At 63.8% G+C, this 20592-nt stretch carries 21 protein-coding genes; 5 read left to right on the top strand and 16 right to left on the bottom strand.

What is annotated here, in order from left to right; all coding sequences use genetic code 11:
* Position 1: 1 nt before the first annotated feature.
* The 8 genes from J2X44_RS00715 to rpsL form a co-directional block, all read right to left on the bottom strand.
* Positions 2–310, bottom strand: a complete 309-nt coding sequence (locus J2X44_RS00715) for a 50S ribosomal protein L23 (protein ID WP_310087362.1) — start codon at positions 308–310, stop codon at positions 2–4.
* Complete coding sequence (rplD, locus tag J2X44_RS00710) at positions 303–929, bottom strand: 50S ribosomal protein L4 (RefSeq protein ID WP_310087361.1); 627 nt, start codon at positions 927–929, stop codon at positions 303–305. The genes J2X44_RS00715 and rplD overlap by 8 nt, the downstream gene beginning before the upstream one ends.
* 2 nt (positions 930–931) lie before the next feature.
* Positions 932–1708: a 50S ribosomal protein L3 gene (gene rplC / locus J2X44_RS00705; RefSeq protein ID WP_293701246.1), complete on the bottom strand. Its 777-nt coding sequence runs from the start codon at positions 1706–1708 to the stop codon at positions 932–934.
* A gap of 298 nt (positions 1709–2006) precedes the next feature.
* Complete coding sequence (rpsJ, locus tag J2X44_RS00700; protein ID WP_011543089.1) at positions 2007–2318, bottom strand: 30S ribosomal protein S10; 312 nt, start codon at positions 2316–2318, stop codon at positions 2007–2009.
* Positions 2319–2466: 148 nt separating this feature from the next.
* On the bottom strand, positions 2467–3660 hold the full coding sequence (tuf, locus tag J2X44_RS00695) for an elongation factor Tu (protein ID WP_310087359.1): 1194 nt from the start codon (positions 3658–3660) through the stop codon (positions 2467–2469).
* Positions 3661–3776: 116 nt separating this feature from the next.
* The gene (gene fusA, locus J2X44_RS00690) at positions 3777–5870 is read right to left on the bottom strand and encodes an elongation factor G (protein WP_310087358.1); all 2094 of its coding nucleotides are present in this window, start codon (positions 5868–5870) and stop codon (positions 3777–3779) included.
* 108 nt (positions 5871–5978) lie between these two features.
* Positions 5979–6449: a 30S ribosomal protein S7 gene (gene rpsG / locus J2X44_RS00685; protein WP_310087357.1), complete on the bottom strand. Its 471-nt coding sequence runs from the start codon at positions 6447–6449 to the stop codon at positions 5979–5981.
* A gap of 73 nt (positions 6450–6522) precedes the next feature.
* A complete protein-coding gene (rpsL, locus tag J2X44_RS00680) occupies positions 6523–6894 on the bottom strand; it encodes a 30S ribosomal protein S12 (protein ID WP_037515637.1) in 372 nt (123 codons plus the stop codon).
* A gap of 262 nt (positions 6895–7156) precedes the next feature.
* Here rpsL and J2X44_RS00675 point away from each other — a divergent pair, with 262 nt between their 5' ends.
* The gene (locus tag J2X44_RS00675; RefSeq protein WP_310087356.1) at positions 7157–7702 is read left to right on the top strand and encodes a DNA-deoxyinosine glycosylase; all 546 of its coding nucleotides are present in this window, start codon (positions 7157–7159) and stop codon (positions 7700–7702) included.
* Positions 7703–7731: 29 nt separating this feature from the next.
* On the opposite strand, the gene J2X44_RS00670 is transcribed toward J2X44_RS00675, so the two are convergent.
* Positions 7732–9033 carry an amidohydrolase family protein gene (locus J2X44_RS00670; protein WP_310087355.1) on the bottom strand — a complete coding sequence of 434 codons (1302 nt, stop codon included), beginning with the start codon at positions 9031–9033 and terminating at the stop codon, positions 7732–7734.
* Positions 9034–9075: 42 nt separating this feature from the next.
* On the bottom strand, positions 9076–11475 hold the full coding sequence (locus J2X44_RS00665; protein ID WP_310087354.1) for a S8 family peptidase: 2400 nt from the start codon (positions 11473–11475) through the stop codon (positions 9076–9078).
* 130 nt (positions 11476–11605) lie between these two features.
* Between J2X44_RS00665 and J2X44_RS00660 the strand changes: the two genes are divergently transcribed.
* The 3 genes from J2X44_RS00660 (at position 11606) to J2X44_RS00650 (ending at position 15412) form a co-directional block, all read left to right on the top strand.
* Positions 11606–12313 carry a pyrimidine 5'-nucleotidase gene (locus tag J2X44_RS00660; RefSeq protein WP_405053331.1) on the top strand — a complete coding sequence of 236 codons (708 nt, stop codon included), beginning with the start codon at positions 11606–11608 and terminating at the stop codon, positions 12311–12313.
* Positions 12310–13152 carry a 2,3,4,5-tetrahydropyridine-2,6-dicarboxylate N-succinyltransferase gene (gene dapD / locus J2X44_RS00655; RefSeq protein WP_310087353.1) on the top strand — a complete coding sequence of 281 codons (843 nt, stop codon included), beginning with the start codon at positions 12310–12312 and terminating at the stop codon, positions 13150–13152. Before J2X44_RS00660 ends, dapD begins: the two co-directional genes overlap by 4 nt.
* Positions 13153–13321: 169 nt before the next feature.
* Positions 13322–15412 carry a TonB-dependent receptor gene (locus J2X44_RS00650; protein WP_310087352.1) on the top strand — a complete coding sequence of 697 codons (2091 nt, stop codon included), beginning with the start codon at positions 13322–13324 and terminating at the stop codon, positions 15410–15412.
* Between the two features lie 107 nt (positions 15413–15519).
* Here J2X44_RS00650 and gpmA read toward each other — a convergent pair whose 3' ends face one another.
* Complete coding sequence (gene gpmA, locus J2X44_RS00645; protein ID WP_310087351.1) at positions 15520–16206, bottom strand: 2,3-diphosphoglycerate-dependent phosphoglycerate mutase; 687 nt, start codon at positions 16204–16206, stop codon at positions 15520–15522.
* Between the two features lie 189 nt (positions 16207–16395).
* On the opposite strand from gpmA, the gene J2X44_RS00640 reads away from it, so the two are divergent.
* On the top strand, positions 16396–16857 hold the full coding sequence (locus J2X44_RS00640) for an Hsp20 family protein (RefSeq protein WP_310087350.1): 462 nt from the start codon (positions 16396–16398) through the stop codon (positions 16855–16857).
* A 254-nt stretch (positions 16858–17111) separates the two neighbouring features.
* Here J2X44_RS00640 and J2X44_RS00635 read toward each other — a convergent pair whose 3' ends face one another.
* From J2X44_RS00635 to J2X44_RS00615, 5 genes are all read right to left on the bottom strand, one after another.
* Positions 17112–17585, bottom strand: coding sequence for a GNAT family N-acetyltransferase (locus tag J2X44_RS00635; RefSeq protein ID WP_310087349.1), 474 nt, complete (start codon positions 17583–17585; stop codon positions 17112–17114).
* Positions 17582–18691 (bottom strand): M14-type cytosolic carboxypeptidase, encoded by a 1110-nt coding sequence (locus J2X44_RS00630; RefSeq protein ID WP_310087348.1) that lies wholly within the window; start codon positions 18689–18691, stop codon positions 17582–17584. The genes J2X44_RS00635 and J2X44_RS00630 overlap by 4 nt, the downstream gene beginning before the upstream one ends.
* On the bottom strand, positions 18688–19299 hold the full coding sequence (locus J2X44_RS00625; protein ID WP_310087347.1) for a DUF4136 domain-containing protein: 612 nt from the start codon (positions 19297–19299) through the stop codon (positions 18688–18690). Before J2X44_RS00625 ends, J2X44_RS00630 begins: the two co-directional genes overlap by 4 nt.
* A gap of 85 nt (positions 19300–19384) precedes the next feature.
* Positions 19385–20053: a cell wall hydrolase gene (locus J2X44_RS00620; protein WP_405053330.1), complete on the bottom strand. Its 669-nt coding sequence runs from the start codon at positions 20051–20053 to the stop codon at positions 19385–19387.
* A 196-nt stretch (positions 20054–20249) separates the two neighbouring features.
* Positions 20250–20588, bottom strand: a complete 339-nt coding sequence (locus J2X44_RS00615; RefSeq protein WP_310087345.1) for a DUF1491 family protein — start codon at positions 20586–20588, stop codon at positions 20250–20252.
* Between the last annotated feature and the right edge of the window lie 4 nt (positions 20589–20592).

The raw sequence follows: 20592 nt of genomic DNA, 5'->3' as shown, positions 1-20592 counted from the left end.
ATCAGACGCCGGTGGTGACGTCGATCGACTGGCCTTCGGCCAGACGAACGATCGCCTTCTTCACGTCGCTGCGGGTGTAGGGCTTGCCCTTCCAGCGCTTGGTCTTGCCCTTGGTGATGAGCGTGTTGACGCCGATCACCTTGACATCGAACAGCGCCTCGACGGCGGCCTTGATGGCGGGCTTGGTTGCGTCATTCGCTACCTTGAACACCACCGCGTTATTTTCGCTGAGCATCGTCGATTTTTCGGTGATCACTGGAGCCAGGATCACGTCATAATGACGTGCATCGACCGTTTTTGCCTTAGCCATTGAAGCGTGCCTCCAGCTTTTCGAGGCCGGCGCGGGTCAGGACCAGCGTATCGGCGCGCAAAATGTCATAGACGTTGGCACCCATCGCCGGCATCGAATTGATGCCGATCAGGTTGGCCGACGCCATGGCGAAACTTTCGTGCACCGCATCGCCATCGATGAAGAGTGCGCGATTGCCGAGTTCGAGCTTGCCGAGCTGGCCGGCGAGCGCCTTGGTCTTCGCATCCTTGAGCTCAAGCGTGTCGAGGACGAGGATCTTGCCGCCCTTCGCCTTGTCGCTGAGCGCCATTTTCAGACCGAGGGTGCGGATCTTCTTGTTCAGCGAGTGGCCGAAGGTGCGAGCCCGGGGGCCGTGCGCCTTGCCGCCGCCGATGAAGATCGGGGCTGCGCGATCGCCGTGACGGGCGGTACCGCCGCCCTTCTGACGACCGAATTTCTTGCCGGTACGCGACACATCGCTGCGTTCGCGGGCGGCGCGCGCCGGGCCGCGGCGCTTTTCGAGCTGCCAGCTGACAACGCGGTGGAGGATGTCGGCGCGCGGATCGACGCCGAACACATCGTCGTTCAGATCGATGTCTGCGCCGGCCTTGCCGTCAATGGTGTGAACCTTGACCTTCATGATCAGGACTCCTGTGCGCCGTCGGTGGTGGCAGTGTCGACCACGGTGTCTTCGACCGGGGTTTCCACAGGCGCATCAGCCGGGGCTTCTTGATTGGCGTTCGCCGCGCTCTTGATGCCCGCCGGATAGGGGGCTTCGGGGTGACGCGGCAGCTTGACGGCATCGCGGACCATCAGCCAGCCGCCCTTCGAGCCAGGGACCGAGCCCTTGACGAAAAGAAGACCGCGCTCGACGTCGGTGCGGACGATTTCGAGATTCTGCTGGGTGCGGTTGCGGGCGCCCATGTGACCGGCCATCTTCTTGTTCTTGAAGACGCGGCCCGGATCCTGGCGGTTACCCGTCGAACCATGGGCACGGTGGCTGATCGACACGCCGTGGGTGGCGCGCATACCGCCGAAACCCCAGCGCTTCATGGCACCGGCAAAGCCCTTACCCTGGGTCACGCCCTGGATATCGACGATCTGGCCAGCGACGAAGTGGTCGGCCGACAGTTCGGCGCCGACGTCGAGCGTCGCGTCGTCAGCGACGCGGAATTCGACGACCTTCGCCTTGGGTTCGACTTCGGCCTTGCCGAAAGCGCCACGCTGCGGCTTCGCAACATTCTTCGCCTTCGCCGAGCCGGCACCGAGTTGAACGGCCACATAGCCGTCACGTTCTTGTTCGCGCACAGAGATAACCTGACAGCCTTCGAGGCTCAGGACGGTGACGGGCACGTGGCGGCCGTCGTCCTGAAACAGGCGGGTCATCCCCATTTTCTTCGCGATCACGCCAGTCCGCATGATCATACTCCTCAACAGAGGCCGGGCGGACCATTCCGCACGGCTTGCGGGACCGCATCAGGCAAACCCGATGCGAACCCTCCCAGCCCGGAATTTCGATGGTCGCCCCGTCCGGGCTGAGGTGCCGCCTTCCCGAGGGAGGAGCGGCGAGACGGGGGACGCAGCCCGGTCGTTTATGCTTTCCGAAGAAAGCGACCGGCGGTATCCACCCTATCGTCGGTCCGGATCGCTCCGGACAATGCAGCCACCGAAGTAGCCGCCGATAGAGACCCCGGACCAAGTCCGGGGCTGCGCTGACTTAGGCCAGCTTGATCTCAACGTTCACGCCCGCAGCCAAGTCGAGCTTCATCAGCGCATCGACGGTCTGCGGGGTCGGCTGCACGATGTCGAGCAACCGCTTGTGGGTCCGAACCTCGAACTGCTCGCGCGACTTTTTGTCGATGTGCGGGCCGCGGTTCACGGTGAATTTTTCAATGCGCGTCGGCAGCGGGATCGGGCCGCGAATAAGCGCTCCGGTACGACGCGCCGTGTCGGCGATGTCGGTGGTGGCCTGATCGAGCACGCGGTGATCAAAGGCCTTCAGGCGAATGCGAATATTCTGCGTTTCCATGACTGTTCCAGTCGAATCCCGTCTGACGATGCGAAAGAGCCGAAATGGCCTGCTCCGGTTTCCATAGGGAAGCCGGATCGGCCATCAAAAATCTTTAAGCTACAAGCCGCGCGAATCAGTTCCGAATCGCGCGGCTTGCGGCCCTATATTACTTTGTGATCGTCGCCACAACCCCTGCGCCGACGGTACGACCGCCTTCGCGGATTGCAAAGCGCAGACCCTGGTCCATGGCGATCGGAGCAATCAGCTTGACCGCCAGCTGGACGTTGTCGCCCGGCATGACCATCTCGGTGCCCTCGGGGAGGATGACCTCGCCGGTGACGTCCGTGGTGCGGAAGTAGAACTGCGGACGATAGTTGGCAAAGAACGGCGTGTGACGGCCGCCTTCATCCTTCGACAGCACATAGACTTCCGAGGTGAACTCGGTGTGCGGCTTGATCGAGCCGGGCTTGCAGAGAACCTGGCCACGCTCGACTTCTTCACGGCCAACGCCGCGGATCAGCGCACCGACGTTATCGCCAGCCTGGCCTTGGTCGAGCAGCTTGCGGAACATTTCGACGCCGGTCACGACGGTCTTTTTGGTGTCCTTGATGCCGACGATTTCGACTTCTTCACCAACCTTGACGACGCCCGTTTCGATACGGCCGGTCACAACGGTACCGCGACCCGAGATCGAGAACACGTCTTCGATCGGCATCAGGAAGGGCTTGTCGAGCGGACGGTCGGGCTGCGGAATCCAGTCGTCGACGGCCTGCATCAGCTTGAGGATCGCGTCCTTGCCGATGTTGTCGTCACGGCTTTCCAGCGCAGCAAGCGCCGAACCCGGGATGATCGGAATATTGTCGCCGTCGAAGCCACGCTTCGAAAGTTCTTCGCGGATTTCCATCTCGACGAGCTCGAGCAGTTCAGGATCATCCAGCTGGTCGACCTTGTTGAGGAAGACGACCATGGTCGGCACACCGACCTGCTTGGCGAGCAGGATGTGCTCCTTGGTCTGCGGCATCGGGCCGTCAGCGGCCGACACGACGAGGATCGCGCCGTCCATTTGGGCAGCACCGGTGATCATGTTCTTCACATAGTCGGCGTGGCCCGGGCAATCGACGTGCGCATAGTGGCGGCCGTCGGTTTCATATTCGACGTGGGCGGTCGAAATGGTGATGCCGCGCTCGCGCTCTTCGGGCGCCTTGTCGATGTTGGCGAAATCGACGGCGGCGTTGCCGGCGACGTTTTCTGCCAGGATCTTGGTGATCGCTGCGGTCAGCGAGGTCTTGCCATGGTCGACGTGACCGATGGTGCCGATGTTGCAGTGCGGCTTCGTCCGCTCAAATTTAGCCTTGGCCATGATTTAAGAACCTTCTTCTTAGGTGTTTCGTTTGATCAGTCCGGACGGGCCTGCTGAATCAGGCGCCGCCCTTAGAGGGTCTTGCCGTGCGAGGCAACCCCCGCACGGCCAGAGCATCAGGCCATCTTGGCCTTCACTTCTTCCGCGACGTTGGTCGGCACTTCTTCATAATGCGAGAATTGCATCGAGTAGCTAGCGCGACCCTGGCTGAAGCTGCGCAGCTGATTCACATAGCCGAACATGTTCGCCAGCGGCACAATCGCTTCGACAACCTGGGCAATACCCCGGCTGTCGGTGCCCTGAATCTGCCCGCGACGGCTGTTGAGATCGCCGATCACGTCACCCATGAATTCCTCAGGGGTAACAACCTCGACCTTCATCACCGGCTCAAGCAACTTGATGCCGGCCTTTGCCGCCACCTCGCGCATCGCCGCACGGCCTGCGATTTCGAACGCCAGCGCCGACGAGTCGACGTCGTGATACGCGCCGTCGGTCAGCCTGATTTCGAAGTCGATGATCGGGAAGCCGATCATGTGGCCATTCTCGGCCGACTCGCGCATGCCTTTTTCAACCGACGGGATATATTCGCGCGGAATATTGCCGCCCTTGATCTCGTCGAGAAAGGTGATGCCCGCGCCGCGTTCGCCGGGAGCAACCGTCACCTTGACGCGGCCGAACTGGCCCGAGCCGCCCGACTGCTTCTTGTGGGTATAATCGACGTCAACCGCCTTCGCGAGCGATTCGCGGTAGGCCACCTGCGGCGCGCCGACGTTCGCTTCGACCTTGAATTCGCGTTTCATGCGATCGACGAGGATGTCGAGGTGAAGCTCGCCCATGCCCTTGATGATCGTCTGGCCCGATTCATGATCGGTCGACACGCGGAACGAGGGGTCCTCGGCAGCCAGACGGTTGAGCGCGATGCCCATCCGTTCCTGGTCGGCCTTGGTTTTCGGTTCCACCGACAGCTCGATGACCGGCTCGGGGAATTCCATCCGTTCGAGGATGATCGGCGCGCTGGTGGCGCAGAGCGTGTCCCCGGTGGTGGTTTCCTTCAGGCCGGCGAGCGCGACGATGTCGCCTGCATAGGCTTCTTCGATGTCTTCGCGGCTGTTCGCATGCATCAGCAGCATACGGCCGACCTTTTCCTTCTTGTCCTTCACCGAATTCAGGTACGTGCCCTTGTTCAGGGTCCCCGAATAGATTCGGGCGAAGGTGAGCGAGCCGACGAACGGATCGTTCATGATCTTGAAAGCGAGCAGCGACAGCGGCGCGTCGTCGGCAGCCGGACGCGAATCAGGGGTCGCACCGTCGAGCTTGAGACCCTGAACGTCAGGAATGTCGAGCGGGCTCGGCAGATAGTCGACGACCGCGTCGAGCAGCGTCTGGACACCCTTGTTCTTGAACGCCGAACCGCAGAGGACCGGAACGAACGCCTGCGCCAGCGTGCCCTTGCGGATCAGCTTCTTGAGCGTGGCGACGTCGGGCACGGTGCCTTCGAGATAGGCTTCCATCGCATCGTCGTCCTGTTCGACGGCGAGTTCGACGAGCTTTTCGCGATATTCGGCGGCCTTGTCGGCAAGGTCGGCGGGGATGTCTTCATAGAAGAATTCGGCGCCCAGGCTTTCGTCCTTCCAGATGATCGCGCGCTCGTTGACCAGATCGACGAGACCTTTGAAGTCACCTTCTGCGCCGATCGGCAGATACAGGACGGCAGGCGTCGCACCGAGGCGATCGATGATCGTCTGGACGCAATAATAGAAATCGGCGCCGGTGCGGTCGAGCTTGTTGACGAAGCACATGCGCGGAACCTTGTATTTGTCCGCTTGGCGCCACACGGTTTCCGACTGCGGCTCGACGCCGGCCACGCCGTCGAACGCGGTGATCGCGCCGTCGAGAACGCGCAAGCTGCGCTCGACTTCGATGGTGAAATCGACGTGTCCGGGGGTGTCGATGATGTTCAGCCGATGCTCGGGGCCTTGACCTTCGTCAGCTTTCCACAAGCAAGTGGTGGCAGCCGACGTGATCGTGATGCCGCGTTCCTGCTCCTGCTCCATCCAGTCCATGGTCGCGGCGCCGTCATGGACTTCGCCGATCTTGTAGGACTTGCCGGTGTAGTAAAGGATACGCTCGGTCGTCGTGGTCTTGCCGGCGTCGATGTGCGCCATGATCCCAAAGTTGCGATAATTTTCGAGCGGATGGCTGCGTGCCATGGTCTTTTCCTTGGATGTGGGGGGAGGCCTTTGGAGCCTCCCCCGATATAGGAACGATTGTTACGATTGCGAGACGCCCGGCCGCCGACAGCGGGGGCGTCCGCGCAATTACCAGCGGTAGTGGCTGAACGCGCGGTTCGCTTCCGCCATGCGGTGCGTGTCTTCGCGCTTCTTGACCGCATTCCCGCGGTTGTTCGACGCGTCGAGCAGTTCGCCCGACAGGCGCGCGGCCATCGTGGTTTCGCTGCGGTTGCGCGCTGCGGTGATCAGCCAGCGGATCGCCAGCGCCTGGGCGCGGTCAGGACGGACTTCGACCGGAACCTGATAGGTCGCACCGCCGACACGGCGGCTGCGGACTTCGATGTTCGGGCGGATGTTCGCCAGTGCTTCGTGGAACACGCCAATGGGTTCCTTCTTGGCACGGGCTTCGACCGATTCGAGCGCACCATAAACGATGCTTTCGGCGACCGACTTTTTCCCGTCCAGCATGACGCTGTTCATGAATTTCGACAGCACCGTATCACCGAAACGGGGATCGGGCAGGATTTCGCGGCGTTCAGGACGACGACGACGAGCCATGGGTAATTCCTTTTACAACAGCATCCCGGCGCGTGGGCAGCTCGGGATGATCAAATAGCCGAAAAAGCGGTCCTTATTTCGGACGCTTCGCACCGTATTTCGAACGGCTCTGCTTGCGGTCCTTCACACCCTGCGTATCGAGCACGCCGCGCAGGACGTGGTAACGCACACCGGGAAGATCGCGGACACGACCGCCGCGGATCAGCACAACGCTGTGTTCCTGGAGGTTGTGGCCTTCGCCGGGGATGTAGGTGATGACTTCGCGCTGGTTGGTCAGGCGGACCTTTGCAACCTTGCGGAGCGCCGAGTTCGGTTTTTTCGGGGTCGTCGTATAGACACGAGTGCAAACGCCGCGCTTTTGCGGGTTTGCGTCCATCGCCGGGACCTTGGACTTCACCTTCTGGGGAGTCCGGCCCTTGCGGACCAGCTGGTTGATCGTGGGCATGAATGCTTCACCTTTAAATGTCCGCCCATCAAAGCGAACGGTTACTGTACCGCGGTGGACGAAGCATCGACCCAAAACTTCGCAGAAAACCGCGAAAAACGGGCAACCTTGTAACAGCAAAAGACCCCGGCCAATCGCAATTGATCGTCCGGAGGCTCCATCCGCGCCAGCAATGTTCAGCGCTGTTGCAACCGAATGCGGCGGTTAAGCGCCACTTTCGATCGACGCGGCCCCTAGCGGTGATTCCCTTAAGGGTCAAGGGGTGAGCAAGATTGTTGCGCCGCGCGGGACGGGCTATCGGTTGGCGATGCCCGTCGTGCGCCACGCCAGCTTTGCGCCCCATGTCGCTTCGGACACCCGGCTGCTGATCCTCGGCAGCCTGCCAGGAGCGCGCTCACTCGCCGAGCAGCAATATTACGCGCATCCGACGAACCAGTTCTGGCGGTTGGTCGGCGCGATCATCGGCGCACCGCTCGCCGAGCGCGATTATGACGCACGGCTGGCCGCGCTGCGCGCCGCAAAGATCGGCCTGTGGGACGTGATCCGCACCGCCGAGCGGCGAAGCAGCAGCGATTCGGACATCCGCGAAGCCGATCCGCACGATCTGGCGGCGCTGATCGCGACGTTGCCCGATCTGCGGATGATCGCGTTCAACGGCGGTAAGGCCGCGGCGATCGGGCGGCGGCAATTGCCGATGCTGGGTGACATCGCTGTTATCGACCTGCCGTCGAGCAGCGCGGCGAATACAAGCGGTTACGGAATAAAGCTGGAACGGTGGTCGCAGCTTAAAGCGGCACTCCTCACCTAATCCTTGTCATTGCGAGCGAAGCGGAGAAGTCACTCGACCACTTTGCCCCGCGCCATAACGAAATCGACCTTTTTCAGCACCCGCACATCGGCAATCGGATCGCTGGCGACCGCGATGATGTCGGCACTCTTGCCGGCGGCGATGCTGCCGATCTCGTTCGACAGGCCGAGCAGATCGGCGGCGTTCACCGTCGCCGCTTTCAGCGCCGCGACCGTGGTCATGCCGTGCTGGACCATCAATTCGAACTCGTCGCCGTTGCGGCCGTGCTTTGATACTCCGGCATCGGTGCCGAAGGCGATTTTCACCCCGCGCGGGACGAGCTGCTCCAGGCTTTTGCCGGTGATTTCGATGCGCCACTTGATCTTGGCCAGCACGTCAGGTTCATAAGCCGCGGCATTGGCGGCGATGCGTTCCTTATACCCGTTCACCGTCGACAGCGTCGGGACATAATAGGTTTTCGATTTCGCCCACTGGCTGATCGTCGCGTCGTCGAGGATCGTGCCATGTTCGATCGAATCGGCGCCCGCGGTCAGCGCGAGGCGGATGCCGTCGGCGCCGTGCGCATGGACCGCGACCTTCTTGCCGAACAGCCGTGCGGTTTCGACAATCGCCTGCGCCTCGTCGTCGAACATCTGCTTGCCCAGCCCCGCGCCGATGCGGCTGTTCACCCCGCCGGTCGAGGCGAATTTGATCACGTCGGCGCCGCGCCCGACCTGCAACCGCACCGCGCGGCGGCAATCATCGGCGCCGTTGCAGGTGTTGCCCGCGCCCGCGAAGAAGGGCCGGAGTTCGTCACGGTAACCGAGCGAGCCATCCATATGCCCGGCGCTGCCCGAGATGCTGTTCCCGGCATCGACGATGCGCGGTCCCTGCACCTTGCCTGCGGCAATCGCATCACGCAGCGCCAGTGTCGCACCGTCGCCATCGCCCAGGTTGCGCACCGTGGTGAACCCGGCGCGCAGCGTCTTCATCCCGTTGACCTCGGCATTGAACGCCTGCGCCGCGGGGCTGAGGGTGATTTCTTCGAGCTGGCCGGCGATGCCGCCCGCATCGCTGGTCAGATGGACGTGGCTGTCGATCAGCCCGGGCAGGACATATTTGTCCTTGAGATCGATCAATATCGCGCCTGGTTCGGCGGGCTGGTAGCCGTCGGCGACGCTGGTGATCCGGCCGTTCTCGACGATGATCGTTGACGCGCCGCGCACCGGCTTGCCCGGTTCGGCGAGCAATTGTCCGGCATGAATCACGGTGCGCGCGGGCGCCTGCGCCGCGAGCGGCGCGGCCAGCGCGGCGCTGAGCAGAACAAGCGGAAGACAATGGATCGGTTTCATTCTGGCATCCCCTGATTTGACGTTGGGAGCCGTTAAAGCCGATCAGAAGCCCAGCGTAAAGCGCAGCGCCGCACCCTTGTCGTCGGGCATCGCGGCGATATGGCCGGGATCCTGCCGCCACCATGTATTGGCGATCAGATCGCCGCCGAGCAGCGCCAGCGCATAGCTCGCCTCGACCACCAGTTCGCGTCCCGTCGGCGCGAGATTATAGGTGAGGCGGCCGAAATCGGTGCGGCCGCTGGCATAATCATGCGCAACGGGCAGCAGCAGGTCGATGCCGCCGCGTGCGACGCGCAGCGGCTGGGCAAAGCGGAGTGCGGCGCGGTCGCCTGGGCCGAGCAAGCCCGTCTTGGCGACGTCGAACGAGAAAGCCGACGACCACAAGGCGCCGCCTGCGACCAGACCGGCGCGATCGGGGCGTGTCCACATCTGACGCCACGCGCCCGACAAGCGCCAGCCGTTCGCCAGATCGAGTCCCAGGCTCGCGTCGCCAACCAGGCTCGTCGCTCCCCCGGCCGCGAACACGGGGCCAAGCCGCGCGCCGAGCAGACTGTCCGATTCGCGCAGCCAGCCGCCCCCCAGCATCGCGCGCACCGGACCGAAGCGGCCGTCCCAAGCGGCACCGACGCGCTGGTAACGGCTGTCCCGGCCCGAGCGGTAACGCAGCAACGGATCGTCCTGCCACCGCGAACCCGACACCCAGCCATCTTCCAAAGAAATACTAATATATTGATTAGATTGTATATTATGGCGCAACATCGATCCGACACCGGGGCTGACGGCAAACCCCAGCCCGGCATGCGCGCCATCGCCGATCAGCATCGCATGACCGCTCTCGCCGCGCTCGCCCGCAAGCAGGCCCGACGTGCCGCGCCCGGCGGCAAAGCCGATCCGCGTCCGCGCATCGAGCGGCGTCACCACCGACGCGGCAAGCGTGCGCGCGGCTTGCGCATCATGGAACGACAGGCCGGCCAGCGCATCGCCCGCGCCCATTCGCGGCGCGGTCACGAGCGACAGCGCGGTCGCTTGGCTGGCGGCGCTTTGCTGACGGATCAGCCCGCCGAGCGCGCCGGATAGTTTGAAGTCGGGGCGGCGCGGCGCCAGCGACTGGCCGAAATCGACGCTGAAGGCGCGGCCGAAACCATCGGCGACCAGCCCAACGGTCGATCCCGGACGTCCTGCCCCCGCATCGCCCATCGGCCCGCCGAGCATTCCCAGCGCGCTACCCAGATTGACCGCGGTCGCGGTCCCCGCGAGCGTCGTCGCCCCCATCGGCTGGAACGCCCGCGCAATGTCGAGCACGCCCTGCCCGTACACCGCGTCGTCGCCCGCCACCCCGGCATCGCGCGCCGATTGATAGAGCAATTGAACGATCTGCTGGCTCGACAGGTTCGGAAAAGCCTGCGCCAGCAACGACACCGCGCCCGCGACCTGCGGCGCCGAAAAGCTGGTGCCGCTGATGACAAAGACGAAATTGCCCTCGGTCTCGATCACGCCGTCCTTGTACGTGCAGCACACATCTTCGCCGAGCGCCGCGAGATAGGATCCGGCATAGATCCCTGCACGGTTGCTGAAATCCGAACTCACGCCATTTTCGTTGACCGACCCGACGATGATGACCAGCCCGCCGCCAGCGTCGCGCATCCCCTGCGCAAAGAGTCCGGGGTTGTTCGGGTCATTGCCGTTCGCGGTGGTATCGCCCTCGTTCCCCGCCGACAGGATGACGATGATGCCGGCCGCGGTGGCGCGCTGCACCGCGCCGCGCAGCGTCGCGCCCGGCGCATCGTCGCCGCCCAGCGAGATGTTGACCACCCGCGCCCCGGCGCTGATCGCGCGATCGAGTCCGGCAGCGATCGCGCTTTCAGGGAATTGGCAGCCGCTTTCGTCGTTGGCCGGATCTTCGGTCGCACAGCTCCCCGGCCGGTCGGCGCGCAGCACCAGCAGATTGGCGTTGAACGCGATGCCGAAGGTGCCCGCGTCATTCTTGCCGCCGAGCAGAATCTGCGCGACGTTGGTGCCGTGGCTGCCCTCGCCGTTGATACCGCGCGATCCGGCCAGATCGGCGGAGAAGGACGAAATGCGTCCGGCGAACTCGGGGCTGTCTTCGTCGATGCCATCGTCGATGACCCCCGCCAAAATCCCCTGCCCGCTCGCGCCGGCCTGATAGGCGGTGATCGCGCCGTGGAAATTGACCCCGTCCGATCGCCGCGTTTCGGCCGTATTGAAATTTCCTGTCGGCGGCGGAGTTGGCGTCGGCGTAGGAGCAGGCGTCGGTGTTGGCACCGGGGTCGGTGCGGGGGACGTCGGCGGCGCCGGGGTCGGCGCAGGCCGCGCCCCGCCGCCGCCACAACCAGCAAGCGACAGCGCGGCGACGCTCAGCAACAGGGGCAGCGGCCGCCCCATCTTCCGGCGGATGCAGCTGCGTGGCGTCGCGTCGGCCATTGCGGGTCCCCTTCTTGTCGGCATCCCGAACTGCGCCGGGATCCCGATCGGATTAGCAGTTTCCGATGTAGGGCCAAAGACATTGCGGGAAGGTAAAGCGGCGCGCTTGCCGCCGTATCCCCCAGCGCCTATGCGCCGCACCGTCATGCCCATATCGCTCGACCATATCGATTGCTGGATCTTTGATCTCGACAATACGCTTTATCCGCCATCGGCAAAGCTGTTCGACCTGATCGACGACCGTATGGGTGCGTTCATCATGCGGCTGCTCGCTTGCGATGCGATCGAGGCGCGGCGGGTGCAAAAGCAATATTTCCACGATCATGGCACGACGATGGCCGGGCTGATGCGCCACCACGGCGTCGAGCCCGAAACCTTTTTGGTCGATGTCCATGACATCGCGCTCGACCGCATCACGCCCGATGCGCGGCTGCGCGCGGGGCTAGAGCGCCTGCCCGGCCGCAGGCTGATCTTCACCAATGCCGATGCCGATTACGCCGCGCGGGTGCTCGACGCCCGCGGCATCGCCGATCTGTTCGGCGGCATCTGCGACATTCGCGCCACCGCCTATACGCCCAAGCCCGATCCGGCCGCCTATGCGATGATGACGGCGCATCTGGATATCGACCCGGCGCGCAGCCTGTTCGTCGAGGATATGGCGCGCAACCTGACCCCGGCCAAGGCGCTGGGGATGACCACTGTCTGGCTGGACAATGGCAGCGAAAGCGGCCATCGGGACCACCTGCCGGATCAGGTCGATTTTCACGTCGCCGACCTTGCCGACTGGCTCGATACGCTTCCAGAATTTGGGGGGGCTGCGCCCTGGAGGATTTCATGACGACCGACCTGCAAACGACGATCGATGCCGCGTGGGAAGATCGCGACACGCTGGGCCTGACCACGACGGGCGCGGTCCGCGATGCGGTCGAAACCGCACTCGCCGGGCTTGATGACGGCAGCCTGCGCGTGGCACAGCGCGAGGCGGACGGGACGTGGCAAGTCAACCAGTGGCTGAAAAAAGCGGTGCTGCTGTCGTTCCGCCTCAACGACATGGAATTGATCGAGGGCGGGCCCGGTGGCGCGCGCTGGTGGGACAAGGTGCCGTCGAAATTCACCGGGTGGGGCGAAAACCGCTTTCGTGACGCAGGCTTCCGCGCCGTCCCCGGATCGATCGTCCGCCGCGGCGCCTTTATCAGCAAGGGCGCGGTCCTGATGCCCAGCTTCGTCAACATCGGCGCCTATGTCGGTGAGGGATCGATGGTCGACGCCTGGGCCACCGTCGGCAGCTGTGCCCAGATCGGCGCCAACGTCCATCTGTCGGGCGGCGCCGGCATCGGCGGCGTGCTCGAACCGCTGCAGGCCGGCCCGGTGGTGATCGAGGACGGCGCCTTTATCGGCGCCCGCGCCGAAGTCGCCGAGGGCGTGATCGTGCGCGAAGGCGCGGTGCTGTCGATGGGGGTCTATCTGGGCGCCTCGACCAAGATCGTCGATCGCGCGACGGGCGAGGTCTTCATCGGCGAAGTCCCGCCCTATGCCGTCGTCGTGCCCGGCGCGCTGCCCGGAAAGCCGCTGCCCGACGGATCGCCCGGCCCCTCACTCTACTGCGCGGTGATCGTCAAGCGCGTCGATGCAAAGACGCGCGCCAAGACCGGGATCAACGAGCTCCTGCGCGATTGACGCAGATCGTCCGCGTTGCCTGGGGTAAGCACGCTGTCCATGGGTAGAATTGTCCGACGCTCGTCGAGGCATGCTGCCCGTTGGTAGACATAATATGACAATATAATTGTTGCGAATTATTCGCGATTGGGGAGGCCATCTGTTTCGATAGCGGCCGCGAGGGGGAATTATGTCGGCCGTTTTTCATGGGTCATCGCTTGCCATTGCGGCGCTGCTTTCGGTCGCGCCTGCTTCGGCGCAGGAGCCCACGGGCGACGCGCCGCCCGCGATCCCGGTCCCGGTGAATGGCGCTGAACGCTATACACCCGCCGACTTCACGCGCTTCGCGCCGCGCACCGCGCTCGACATGGTCGAAAAGGTGCCCGGCTTCCTGATCGTCACCGGCACCAATGGCGGCGAGCGCGGACTGGGCGCAGCGACCGAAAATGTGTTGATCAATGGCGAGCGCATCGCGAACAAATCGACCGATGCGCGCACCGCGCTGGCGCGCATCACCGCGGCGGAGGTCGCCTATATCGACATCGTCGACGGCGCCGGGCTGAATGTCCCGGGCCTGACCGGGCAGGTCGCCAATGTCGTACTCGTCGCGGGCGCAGGGAGCAGCGGGTTCAAAACAACGATCCGTTGGCAGCCCGAATGGCGCCCGCGGCTGGAAAACAACTGGCTGAACGGCGAGATTTCAACGACCGGCAAGATCGGCGGCTCCGTTCTGACCCTGAGCCTGAAGAACGAGGCGACCCGTCAGGGTCATTGGGGGCCTGAACAAGTGTATGACGCGAACGGCGTACTGCTGTTCACGCGCGACGAATTCGGTGCCTATGATGGCGATCGGCCGCGGCTTTCGGCGGCGCTGGCGCGCACGACGGCAAACGGCAACAAGTGGAACCTGAACCTTGGCGGGCAATTGCAACGGCTCGACGAACGGGTCGATAGCGTGTCGGAGCGGCCGGCGGACGGCACGGTTCGCGAGACGTTCAAGTTCAAGGAAGATGAGTTCAACTTCGACATCGGCGGCGATTATGAGCTGGGGCTCGGCAAGGGGCGGTTGAAGCTGATCACCCTCTACCGGTTCGAGCACAGCCCCTTCGCCGACAGCTTTATCGTCGATCGCGGCACTGGTGGGCGGACGGGTGAACGGTTCAGGCAGACTGCCGACGAGAGCGAATCGATCCTGCGCGGCGAATATAGCTGGCGCACCGGCGGCGGCACCGACTGGCAGGTCGCGCTGGAGGGGGCGTACAACACGCTCGACGTCGACGCCGAATTCGCGACCTTGCAGGCCGACGGCAGCTTCCTGCCCGTCGTCTTCGGCGGCGAACGAACAAAGGTCGAGGAAAAGCGCGGCGAGGCGTCGCTGACCTGGGGACGCGCGCTGGCATCGAACCTGACCGCACAGATCAACCTTGGCGCCGAATATAGCGAACTGTCATCATCCGGCCCCGGCGGCCTGACCCGTCGTTTCATCCGACCCAAGGGCAAGATCGCGCTAGCGTGGAAGCTCGGCGACAAGACGACGGTCAACTGGTTCCTCCAGCGCCGCGTCGATCAACTCGACTTTTTCGATTTCGCAAGCTCGGTCGATGTCGCCAACGGGCAGGGTAATGGCGGCAACGGGCTGCTCGTCCCGCCGGTGCTCAATCGCACCGAACTCGAATTGGTTCAGGACATGGGCGCATGGGGCAATGCCTCCATTGCCGTCGCTTATGCCTATGCCCAAGATCTGGTCGATCAGGTGCCGCTGTCACCGACGACCGAAGGCCGCGGCAACTTGCCGCCAGCGCATCTGTATCGGATCAGCTCGAAAGCGACCCTGCTGCTCGACCGGCTGGGATGGAAGGGGGCGCGGATCAACAGCGACATCACCTGGCGCCGCAACCGGGTGCGCGACCCGCTCACCGGAGCTTGGCGCGACCAGAGCGCGGGGCAGGAGTATGTTGTCGATCTGAGCCTCCGCCACGATATCCCCGGCAGCAATCTGGCGTGGGGCGGCGGCTATTTCGACGAACGCTATAGCCCCAATCTGCGGCTTGGCGCCATCGAGCGCGAATATACCGATGGCGCGTTCGTCACCGCCTTTGTCGAGCACAAGGACGTCGCGGGCTTTACCGTGAAGCTGTCGTACCGCAATCTTGCGGGGATGAACGACGGCTTTGACCGCACCGTGTTCGTCGATCGCCGCGACGGGCCGGTCGCATTCCGCGAAAGCCGTCAGCGGGGGTTCGGGCAATATGTCCAGCTGACCGTGACGGGAACGCTCTGAGCCATCGTCATTGCGACCCCGGGAAAGCCGGGGGAAGCAATCCAGAGCGGTTTAGGCGCACTCTGGATTGCCGCGTCGCCTTCGGCTCCTCGTACTGACGAAATCCGTTACCGCTCGCTGAGATAATAGCGTTCGCGCGCGGTCAGATCGTCGCTCAACTCATAGACGATCGGCTGGCCGGTCGGGATTTCCAGGCTGGTGATGTCGGCGTCCGAAATGCCCGACAGATGTTTGACCAGCGCGCGCAGGCTGTTGCCGTGCGCCGAAATCAGCACCGTTTTGCCTGCCGCCAACTCTGGCGCGATCGCGCTGTCGTAATAGGGCAGGACGCGGTCGATCGTGTCCTTCAGGCTTTCGGCGGAGGGGATCGCAATCCCGACGTAGCGCGGATCGCTGGCCAAATCCCACGGCGATCCCGCGTCGAGCGGCGGGGGCGGAATGTCGAAGCTGCGGCGCCAGATTTTCACCTGATCGTCGCCATGCTTTGCCGCCGTCTCGGCCTTGTCGAGCCCGGTGAGCCCGCCATAGTGGCGCTCGTTGAGCCGCCAGTCCTTGGTCACTGGTAACCACAGCCGCCCCATCGCTTCGAGCGCAAGGTTAAGCGTCTTGATCGCGCGCGACTGAACCGAGGTGAAGCAGGTATCGGGGGCGATCCCCTTGGCCTTCATCAACTCGCCCGCCGCCCACGCCTCGGCAACGCCCTTTTCGGTGACATCGACATCCCACCAGCCGGTGAAGCGGTTTTCGAGATTCCACTGCGACTGGCCGTGACGGATGAGGATGAGCTGGGGCATTTTTCTGTCCTTCGATGCAAGCGGTCGGCTGCCCCATAGCGCGGCTTTTCGGCGAAGGCCAACGCCCCTCTTGAAATGGTTTCAACGCTTACCAGATTTGCAGCATCCGGCTGCCGACACGGGGCCGGGTGGCGATCGCGGCGCGCTGCTGCGGTCCCTGACTTCGCTTTTGGAAAAGGAAGAAAGACCATGCGTAACAGTTTTGACTGGACCCCCTATCGCCGTTCGACCGTCGGTTTCGATCGGCTGTTCGATTTCCTCGAAACCAGCGGGTCGGGCGCCGAAAATTATCCACCGTTCGACATCGAAAAGATCGCCGACGACCATTTCCGCATCACCGTGGCGGTGGCTGGGTTCAAAAGCGACGAAATCGACATCGTCGCGCAGCAGAATATGCTGACCGTCAGCGGCCGCAAGACCCCCGCCGCCGAGGGCGAAGGCCGCCAGTTGCTGTATAGCGGCATCGCGACCCGGGCCTTCGAGCGCCGCTTCCAGCTCGCCGATTTCGTGCGGGTGAGCGCGGCTGACCTCGCCGACGGGCTGCTGATCATCGACCTGGTGCGCGAAGTGCCCGAGGCGATGAAGCCGCACAAGATCGCGATCGGCGGCAATGCGACCCCGACGCTGGTCGAGGACAAGCAGGCGGCATAAGCGCCTGTAACGCCATGCCCCGCGGGGCATCATGAGCGGGGTCCGGAGTCCCTTCCGGACCCCGTTTTCTTGTCTAGAGATTGATGAGTTTAGGTTACTCCACTCGTCATTGCGAGCCCTTCGACTGCCTTGCAGTCGCTCAGGATAAACTCGCGCGTTGCGCGAGCGAAGCAATCCACGGCGGTTACCGCCACGCTGGATTGCCGCGTCGCTTCGCTCCTCGCAATGACGATCCCGACTGAAGTCATCCCGCTCTAGATTTCGCGCGTCATGAAGCGGCTGAACGGATCGGGCTGGTAGTCGGCAAAGGGGGCGCAATCGGCAAACCCGTAGCGATGATAGAGCGCAATCGCGGCTTCGAACGCCGCGCCAGAACCCGTTTCGAGGCTCAGTCGGGCCAGCCCGCGACGCTTGGCCTCGGCGATGATATGGTCGAGCATCCGCGCCGCAACGCCGCGGCGCAGAAAGGCATCGGCGGTGCGCATCGATTTGATCTCGCCATGCGCGGCGTCGAGCATCTTAAGCGCCCCGCACCCCGCCAGCGCATCGCCGTCGTGGATCGACCAAAAGGTCACGTCGGCGGCGTTCAGCCCGTCGAAGTCGAGGAAGTGACAGCTACCCGCGGGTGAATTGGCGAGCATCCCCGCGAAATGCTGTTGAAGCAGGGCGCGGATCGCGGCGCCCGACAGATCATCTTCGACGATCCGCCAAGCCGCCGCCGCGCTCACAGCATCTGGTCTAGCGTCGCCAGGCACGCATGGGCGAGCAGCTTCGAGCGTTCGGGCGACCAGCCGGCGACCGGGTCGGGCAGGTCGTCATTGTCCTTGAAAGGCATCTCGATCGTCATCGACACCGCGCCGAAGCGTTCGGCGAGCTGGGTCGTCGACATCGACAGATTGGCCTTGCCCGGCGCCGATTCGCTATAGCCGAGGGCGACCTGAAAATCGGGCGTGTTCGCCGCGAGCGCGGCCTGGAACGCCTTATATTTGTCCATCTGTTCCGGCTTCAGCGACGGGATGCCTTCGAAGCCTGCGAGAAACACCGCCGGAATCGCTTCGTCGCCATGGACGTCCATCGCCCAGTCGACGCCGCTTTCGTCCATCGCGTTCCGCACGCACAGCACTTCGGGGCTGCGTTCGGCGGTCGGGTTGTCCCATTCGCGGTTGAGGTTCACGCCCGCATAGTTGGTCCGCAGATGGCCGCGGCGCGACCCGTCGGGATTCATGTTCGGCACGATGTGAAAGCGGCATTTTTTCAGCAGCGATCGCGCGTGCGGATCGGCGGGGTCGGTGAGCTTTTCCAGCGCGCCCTCGACCCACCATTCGGCCATGCTCTCACCCGGATGCTGACGCGCATAGAGCCACACCTGGGTGTCGCCGGTCCCCATTTCGAGGCAGTCGATCGGCTGGCCCTCAATGCTGGTGCCGAGGCAGCGATAAGTGACGCCCTCGCACTCGGCGACGCTGGCGACCAGATCATGGTGCCGCTCCATCGAAAAGGGTGCGAAATAGGCGAGATAGAGAATCGGGCTTTCGGCGGTATGCTGGACCGTCAGCGTGCCCGCTTCATAGCTGGTATCGACCCTGAACCAGTAGTCGCGATCATAGCTGGCGCACGCCGCATAGCCCGGCCAGCCATCGGGATAGGCCGAGGCATCAAGCCCGGTGATCGCGATTTCCAGCGCATCGCCGACCGCGCATGACACGCGAAAGTGAAACCACTGAAAGAAATCGGATTCGCGATCCTTGCGGATCGACAGACGCGCCGCAGAGCCGTCGATCGAATCCACGACGATATTGCCGCTGTCGAAAGCGGCGTTGATGGTGATGGTCATGGGACGCTGATAGTGCGTCCCGATTCGCCGGGGAAGTCCTTGAATAGGGCTTCAGCCAATTTTGCCGCGGCGAGCGACGGCTGCGACGCGGGCGCCTTCACGGGGATGGCGGCGAGCGCGCGGCCTTCCCACAAAGCCTGCCCGGTGGCGGCATCGTCAATACGGACCGACAGCTGCACATCGGCCATCCGCTTTGGCCCGCCGCCCAGATTGAGGCCGATACCCAGCCCGACGCCCGACCCATAGCTGCCGGTCGATCCGCCGACCCCGACCGAGACCGGCGACCGGCGCGCCGCGCTCGGCTGTTCGCTGCGTTCGAACGCGACGCGAACCAGCAACGGCGCGCGGTCATTGCTGCCTGCCGCGACGAGCCCCTGACGCTGCAATTGCTGGTCGACCGCGGCGCGATAGCTGTTCCATTCGAGCGACGGCATACCGACCGCAGGGCCATCGAGCGGCGCGGTCGCGATCGCATAGCGCGTCCCCGGCGCCCAGCCGGGCACGGCATTATGGAAACGGGTGACTTCAACCGGCGGCACTGCGGTGGCACAGCCGCCGAACGAAAGCGCCGCTGCACAAAGCAGGGCGACGGAAAGTTGACGCGTCATCCAGCCATCATGCGCCAGCAAATATGGCTTGGCAATGAATGGGATGACGAATGAGGAGGGAGCGCCGTGGCAGCAGCCCACCCACTCAGCGATAGAAGATGTGGTTGTCGATCTGGGCGATGCGCGTCTTGCGCCAACCCGGCGAGACGTAGCGGGCATGGAAGAACAGCGCGCCCGGGGCGTGATTCTTCCAGCTGCCGTCGCGGGCGATCTGGGCGATTGCGATAGCATTGGCCCATTGGGTGCCCTCGCGAACCGCGGGCATCTTGCCGCCGCGCACAAAGCTGAATTGGCTTTTCTGATGGACGACGCCGCACAGGCTCTTGGGGAAACGGCCCGATTGGGCGCGGTTGATCACGACATGCGCGACCGCGAGCTGGCCCGGAAGCGATTCGCCGCGCGATTCGAAATAAACCGTTCCAGCCAGGCAGCGCAGTTCGGGATCCATATCGGCGGGCCGCGGCGTGGCCGCCACCAGCGCGGCAAGCGATTCGGCGGTCACCGGAGTCGGCTTTGCGTCCGGCGCGGGTGCTTCTTCGAGATTTTTGGGGGTGTCATCGTCCGGCACATCGGCCTTGATCGACAGATCCGCCTGGTCTGCCACGACCGGTGCATCAGCAGCGGGGGCGATCAGCGCGGGGAGATTGGCGTCGGCGGCAAGATCGCTTGCAAAGCCAGGTTCCGCCAAAAGCAGCATGGTGGCGGCAGTCATGCCGACGGCAGCCACGCTGGCTGTATTCAAAATGCGACTCATAATGTCCGTCAAAAGTGCGGCCGATGAACCGAACCTCTCAAAACAGGCGGGGGACTAACGTCCAGTATCGCCGCCTGCGGTCATCGTCCGACTGCGTGTCCAACCCGTTTTGCCGGGGCATCGTCCAGACGATGCAACCCACGGAACGACCTACGCGTTATCGAATGGGCGCCACTTATTGTGCACCGCAACAGAGTCAAGTTAACGCGGCCCACTCCGCGACGAGTCGTGGCGCATCTGCGATATCCAGTTCAACGATCCACAAATCGGGATCGGCGGCGCGCCGCCGGTCTTGGTAGTTGGCGCGCGATTCACCATCTTTGGGGTCGCCCGGGCCAACGGCCTCCCAGATATAGTGGCCGCTCGCCGAAAAACGCCGTTCGAGCAGCGGGCCAGATGCGCCGCGTTCGGTGCATTGGACCAATATGATTCCCGAATGCTCATCGCCTTTGGCAAGCACAGTCGCAAAGCCGCCTGCCGCTTCAGTCCGGCGCAGCAGCAGATCGACGAGGAAGCGGCTGGCGAGCCGCGTCATGGGA

It is taken from the genome of Sphingopyxis sp. BE259, from assembly GCF_031457495.1.
GTDB lineage: Bacteria > Pseudomonadota > Alphaproteobacteria > Sphingomonadales > Sphingomonadaceae > Sphingopyxis.
Note: the sequence above shows the minus strand (reverse complement) of the source record. Positions and strands in the feature narration are given on the sequence as shown.

What these genes read in the sequence shown, in the direction of transcription:
- J2X44_RS00715 (WP_310087362.1), bottom strand. Translation starts at nt 310, where the DNA reads ATGGCTAAGGCAAAAACGGTCGATGCACGTCATTATGACGTGATCCTG.
- rplD (WP_310087361.1), bottom strand. Translation starts at nt 929, where the DNA reads ATGAAGGTCAAGGTTCACACCATTGACGGCAAGGCCGGCGCAGACATC.
- rplC (WP_293701246.1), bottom strand. Translation starts at nt 1,708, where the DNA reads ATGCGGACTGGCGTGATCGCGAAGAAAATGGGGATGACCCGCCTGTTT.
- rpsJ (WP_011543089.1), bottom strand. Translation starts at nt 2,318, where the DNA reads ATGGAAACGCAGAATATTCGCATTCGCCTGAAGGCCTTTGATCACCGC.
- tuf (WP_310087359.1), bottom strand. Translation starts at nt 3,660, where the DNA reads ATGGCCAAGGCTAAATTTGAGCGGACGAAGCCGCACTGCAACATCGGC.
- fusA (WP_310087358.1), bottom strand. Translation starts at nt 5,870, where the DNA reads ATGGCACGCAGCCATCCGCTCGAAAATTATCGCAACTTTGGGATCATG.
- rpsG (WP_310087357.1), bottom strand. Translation starts at nt 6,449, where the DNA reads ATGGCTCGTCGTCGTCGTCCTGAACGCCGCGAAATCCTGCCCGATCCC.
- rpsL (WP_037515637.1), bottom strand. Translation starts at nt 6,894, where the DNA reads ATGCCCACGATCAACCAGCTGGTCCGCAAGGGCCGGACTCCCCAGAAG.
- J2X44_RS00670 (WP_310087355.1), bottom strand. Translation starts at nt 9,033, where the DNA reads ATGAAACCGATCCATTGTCTTCCGCTTGTTCTGCTCAGCGCCGCGCTG.
- J2X44_RS00665 (WP_310087354.1), bottom strand. Translation starts at nt 11,475, where the DNA reads ATGGCCGACGCGACGCCACGCAGCTGCATCCGCCGGAAGATGGGGCGG.
- J2X44_RS00660 (WP_405053331.1), top strand. Translation starts at nt 11,606, where the DNA reads ATGCGCCGCACCGTCATGCCCATATCGCTCGACCATATCGATTGCTGG.
- dapD (WP_310087353.1), top strand. Translation starts at nt 12,310, where the DNA reads ATGACGACCGACCTGCAAACGACGATCGATGCCGCGTGGGAAGATCGC.
- J2X44_RS00650 (WP_310087352.1), top strand. Translation starts at nt 13,322, where the DNA reads ATGTCGGCCGTTTTTCATGGGTCATCGCTTGCCATTGCGGCGCTGCTT.
- gpmA (WP_310087351.1), bottom strand. Translation starts at nt 16,206, where the DNA reads ATGCCCCAGCTCATCCTCATCCGTCACGGCCAGTCGCAGTGGAATCTC.
- J2X44_RS00640 (WP_310087350.1), top strand. Translation starts at nt 16,396, where the DNA reads ATGCGTAACAGTTTTGACTGGACCCCCTATCGCCGTTCGACCGTCGGT.
- J2X44_RS00630 (WP_310087348.1), bottom strand. Translation starts at nt 18,691, where the DNA reads ATGACCATCACCATCAACGCCGCTTTCGACAGCGGCAATATCGTCGTG.
- J2X44_RS00625 (WP_310087347.1), bottom strand. Translation starts at nt 19,299, where the DNA reads ATGACGCGTCAACTTTCCGTCGCCCTGCTTTGTGCAGCGGCGCTTTCG.
- J2X44_RS00620 (WP_405053330.1), bottom strand. Translation starts at nt 20,053, where the DNA reads ATGAGTCGCATTTTGAATACAGCCAGCGTGGCTGCCGTCGGCATGACT.
- J2X44_RS00615 (WP_310087345.1), bottom strand. Translation starts at nt 20,588, where the DNA reads ATGACGCGGCTCGCCAGCCGCTTCCTCGTCGATCTGCTGCTGCGCCGG.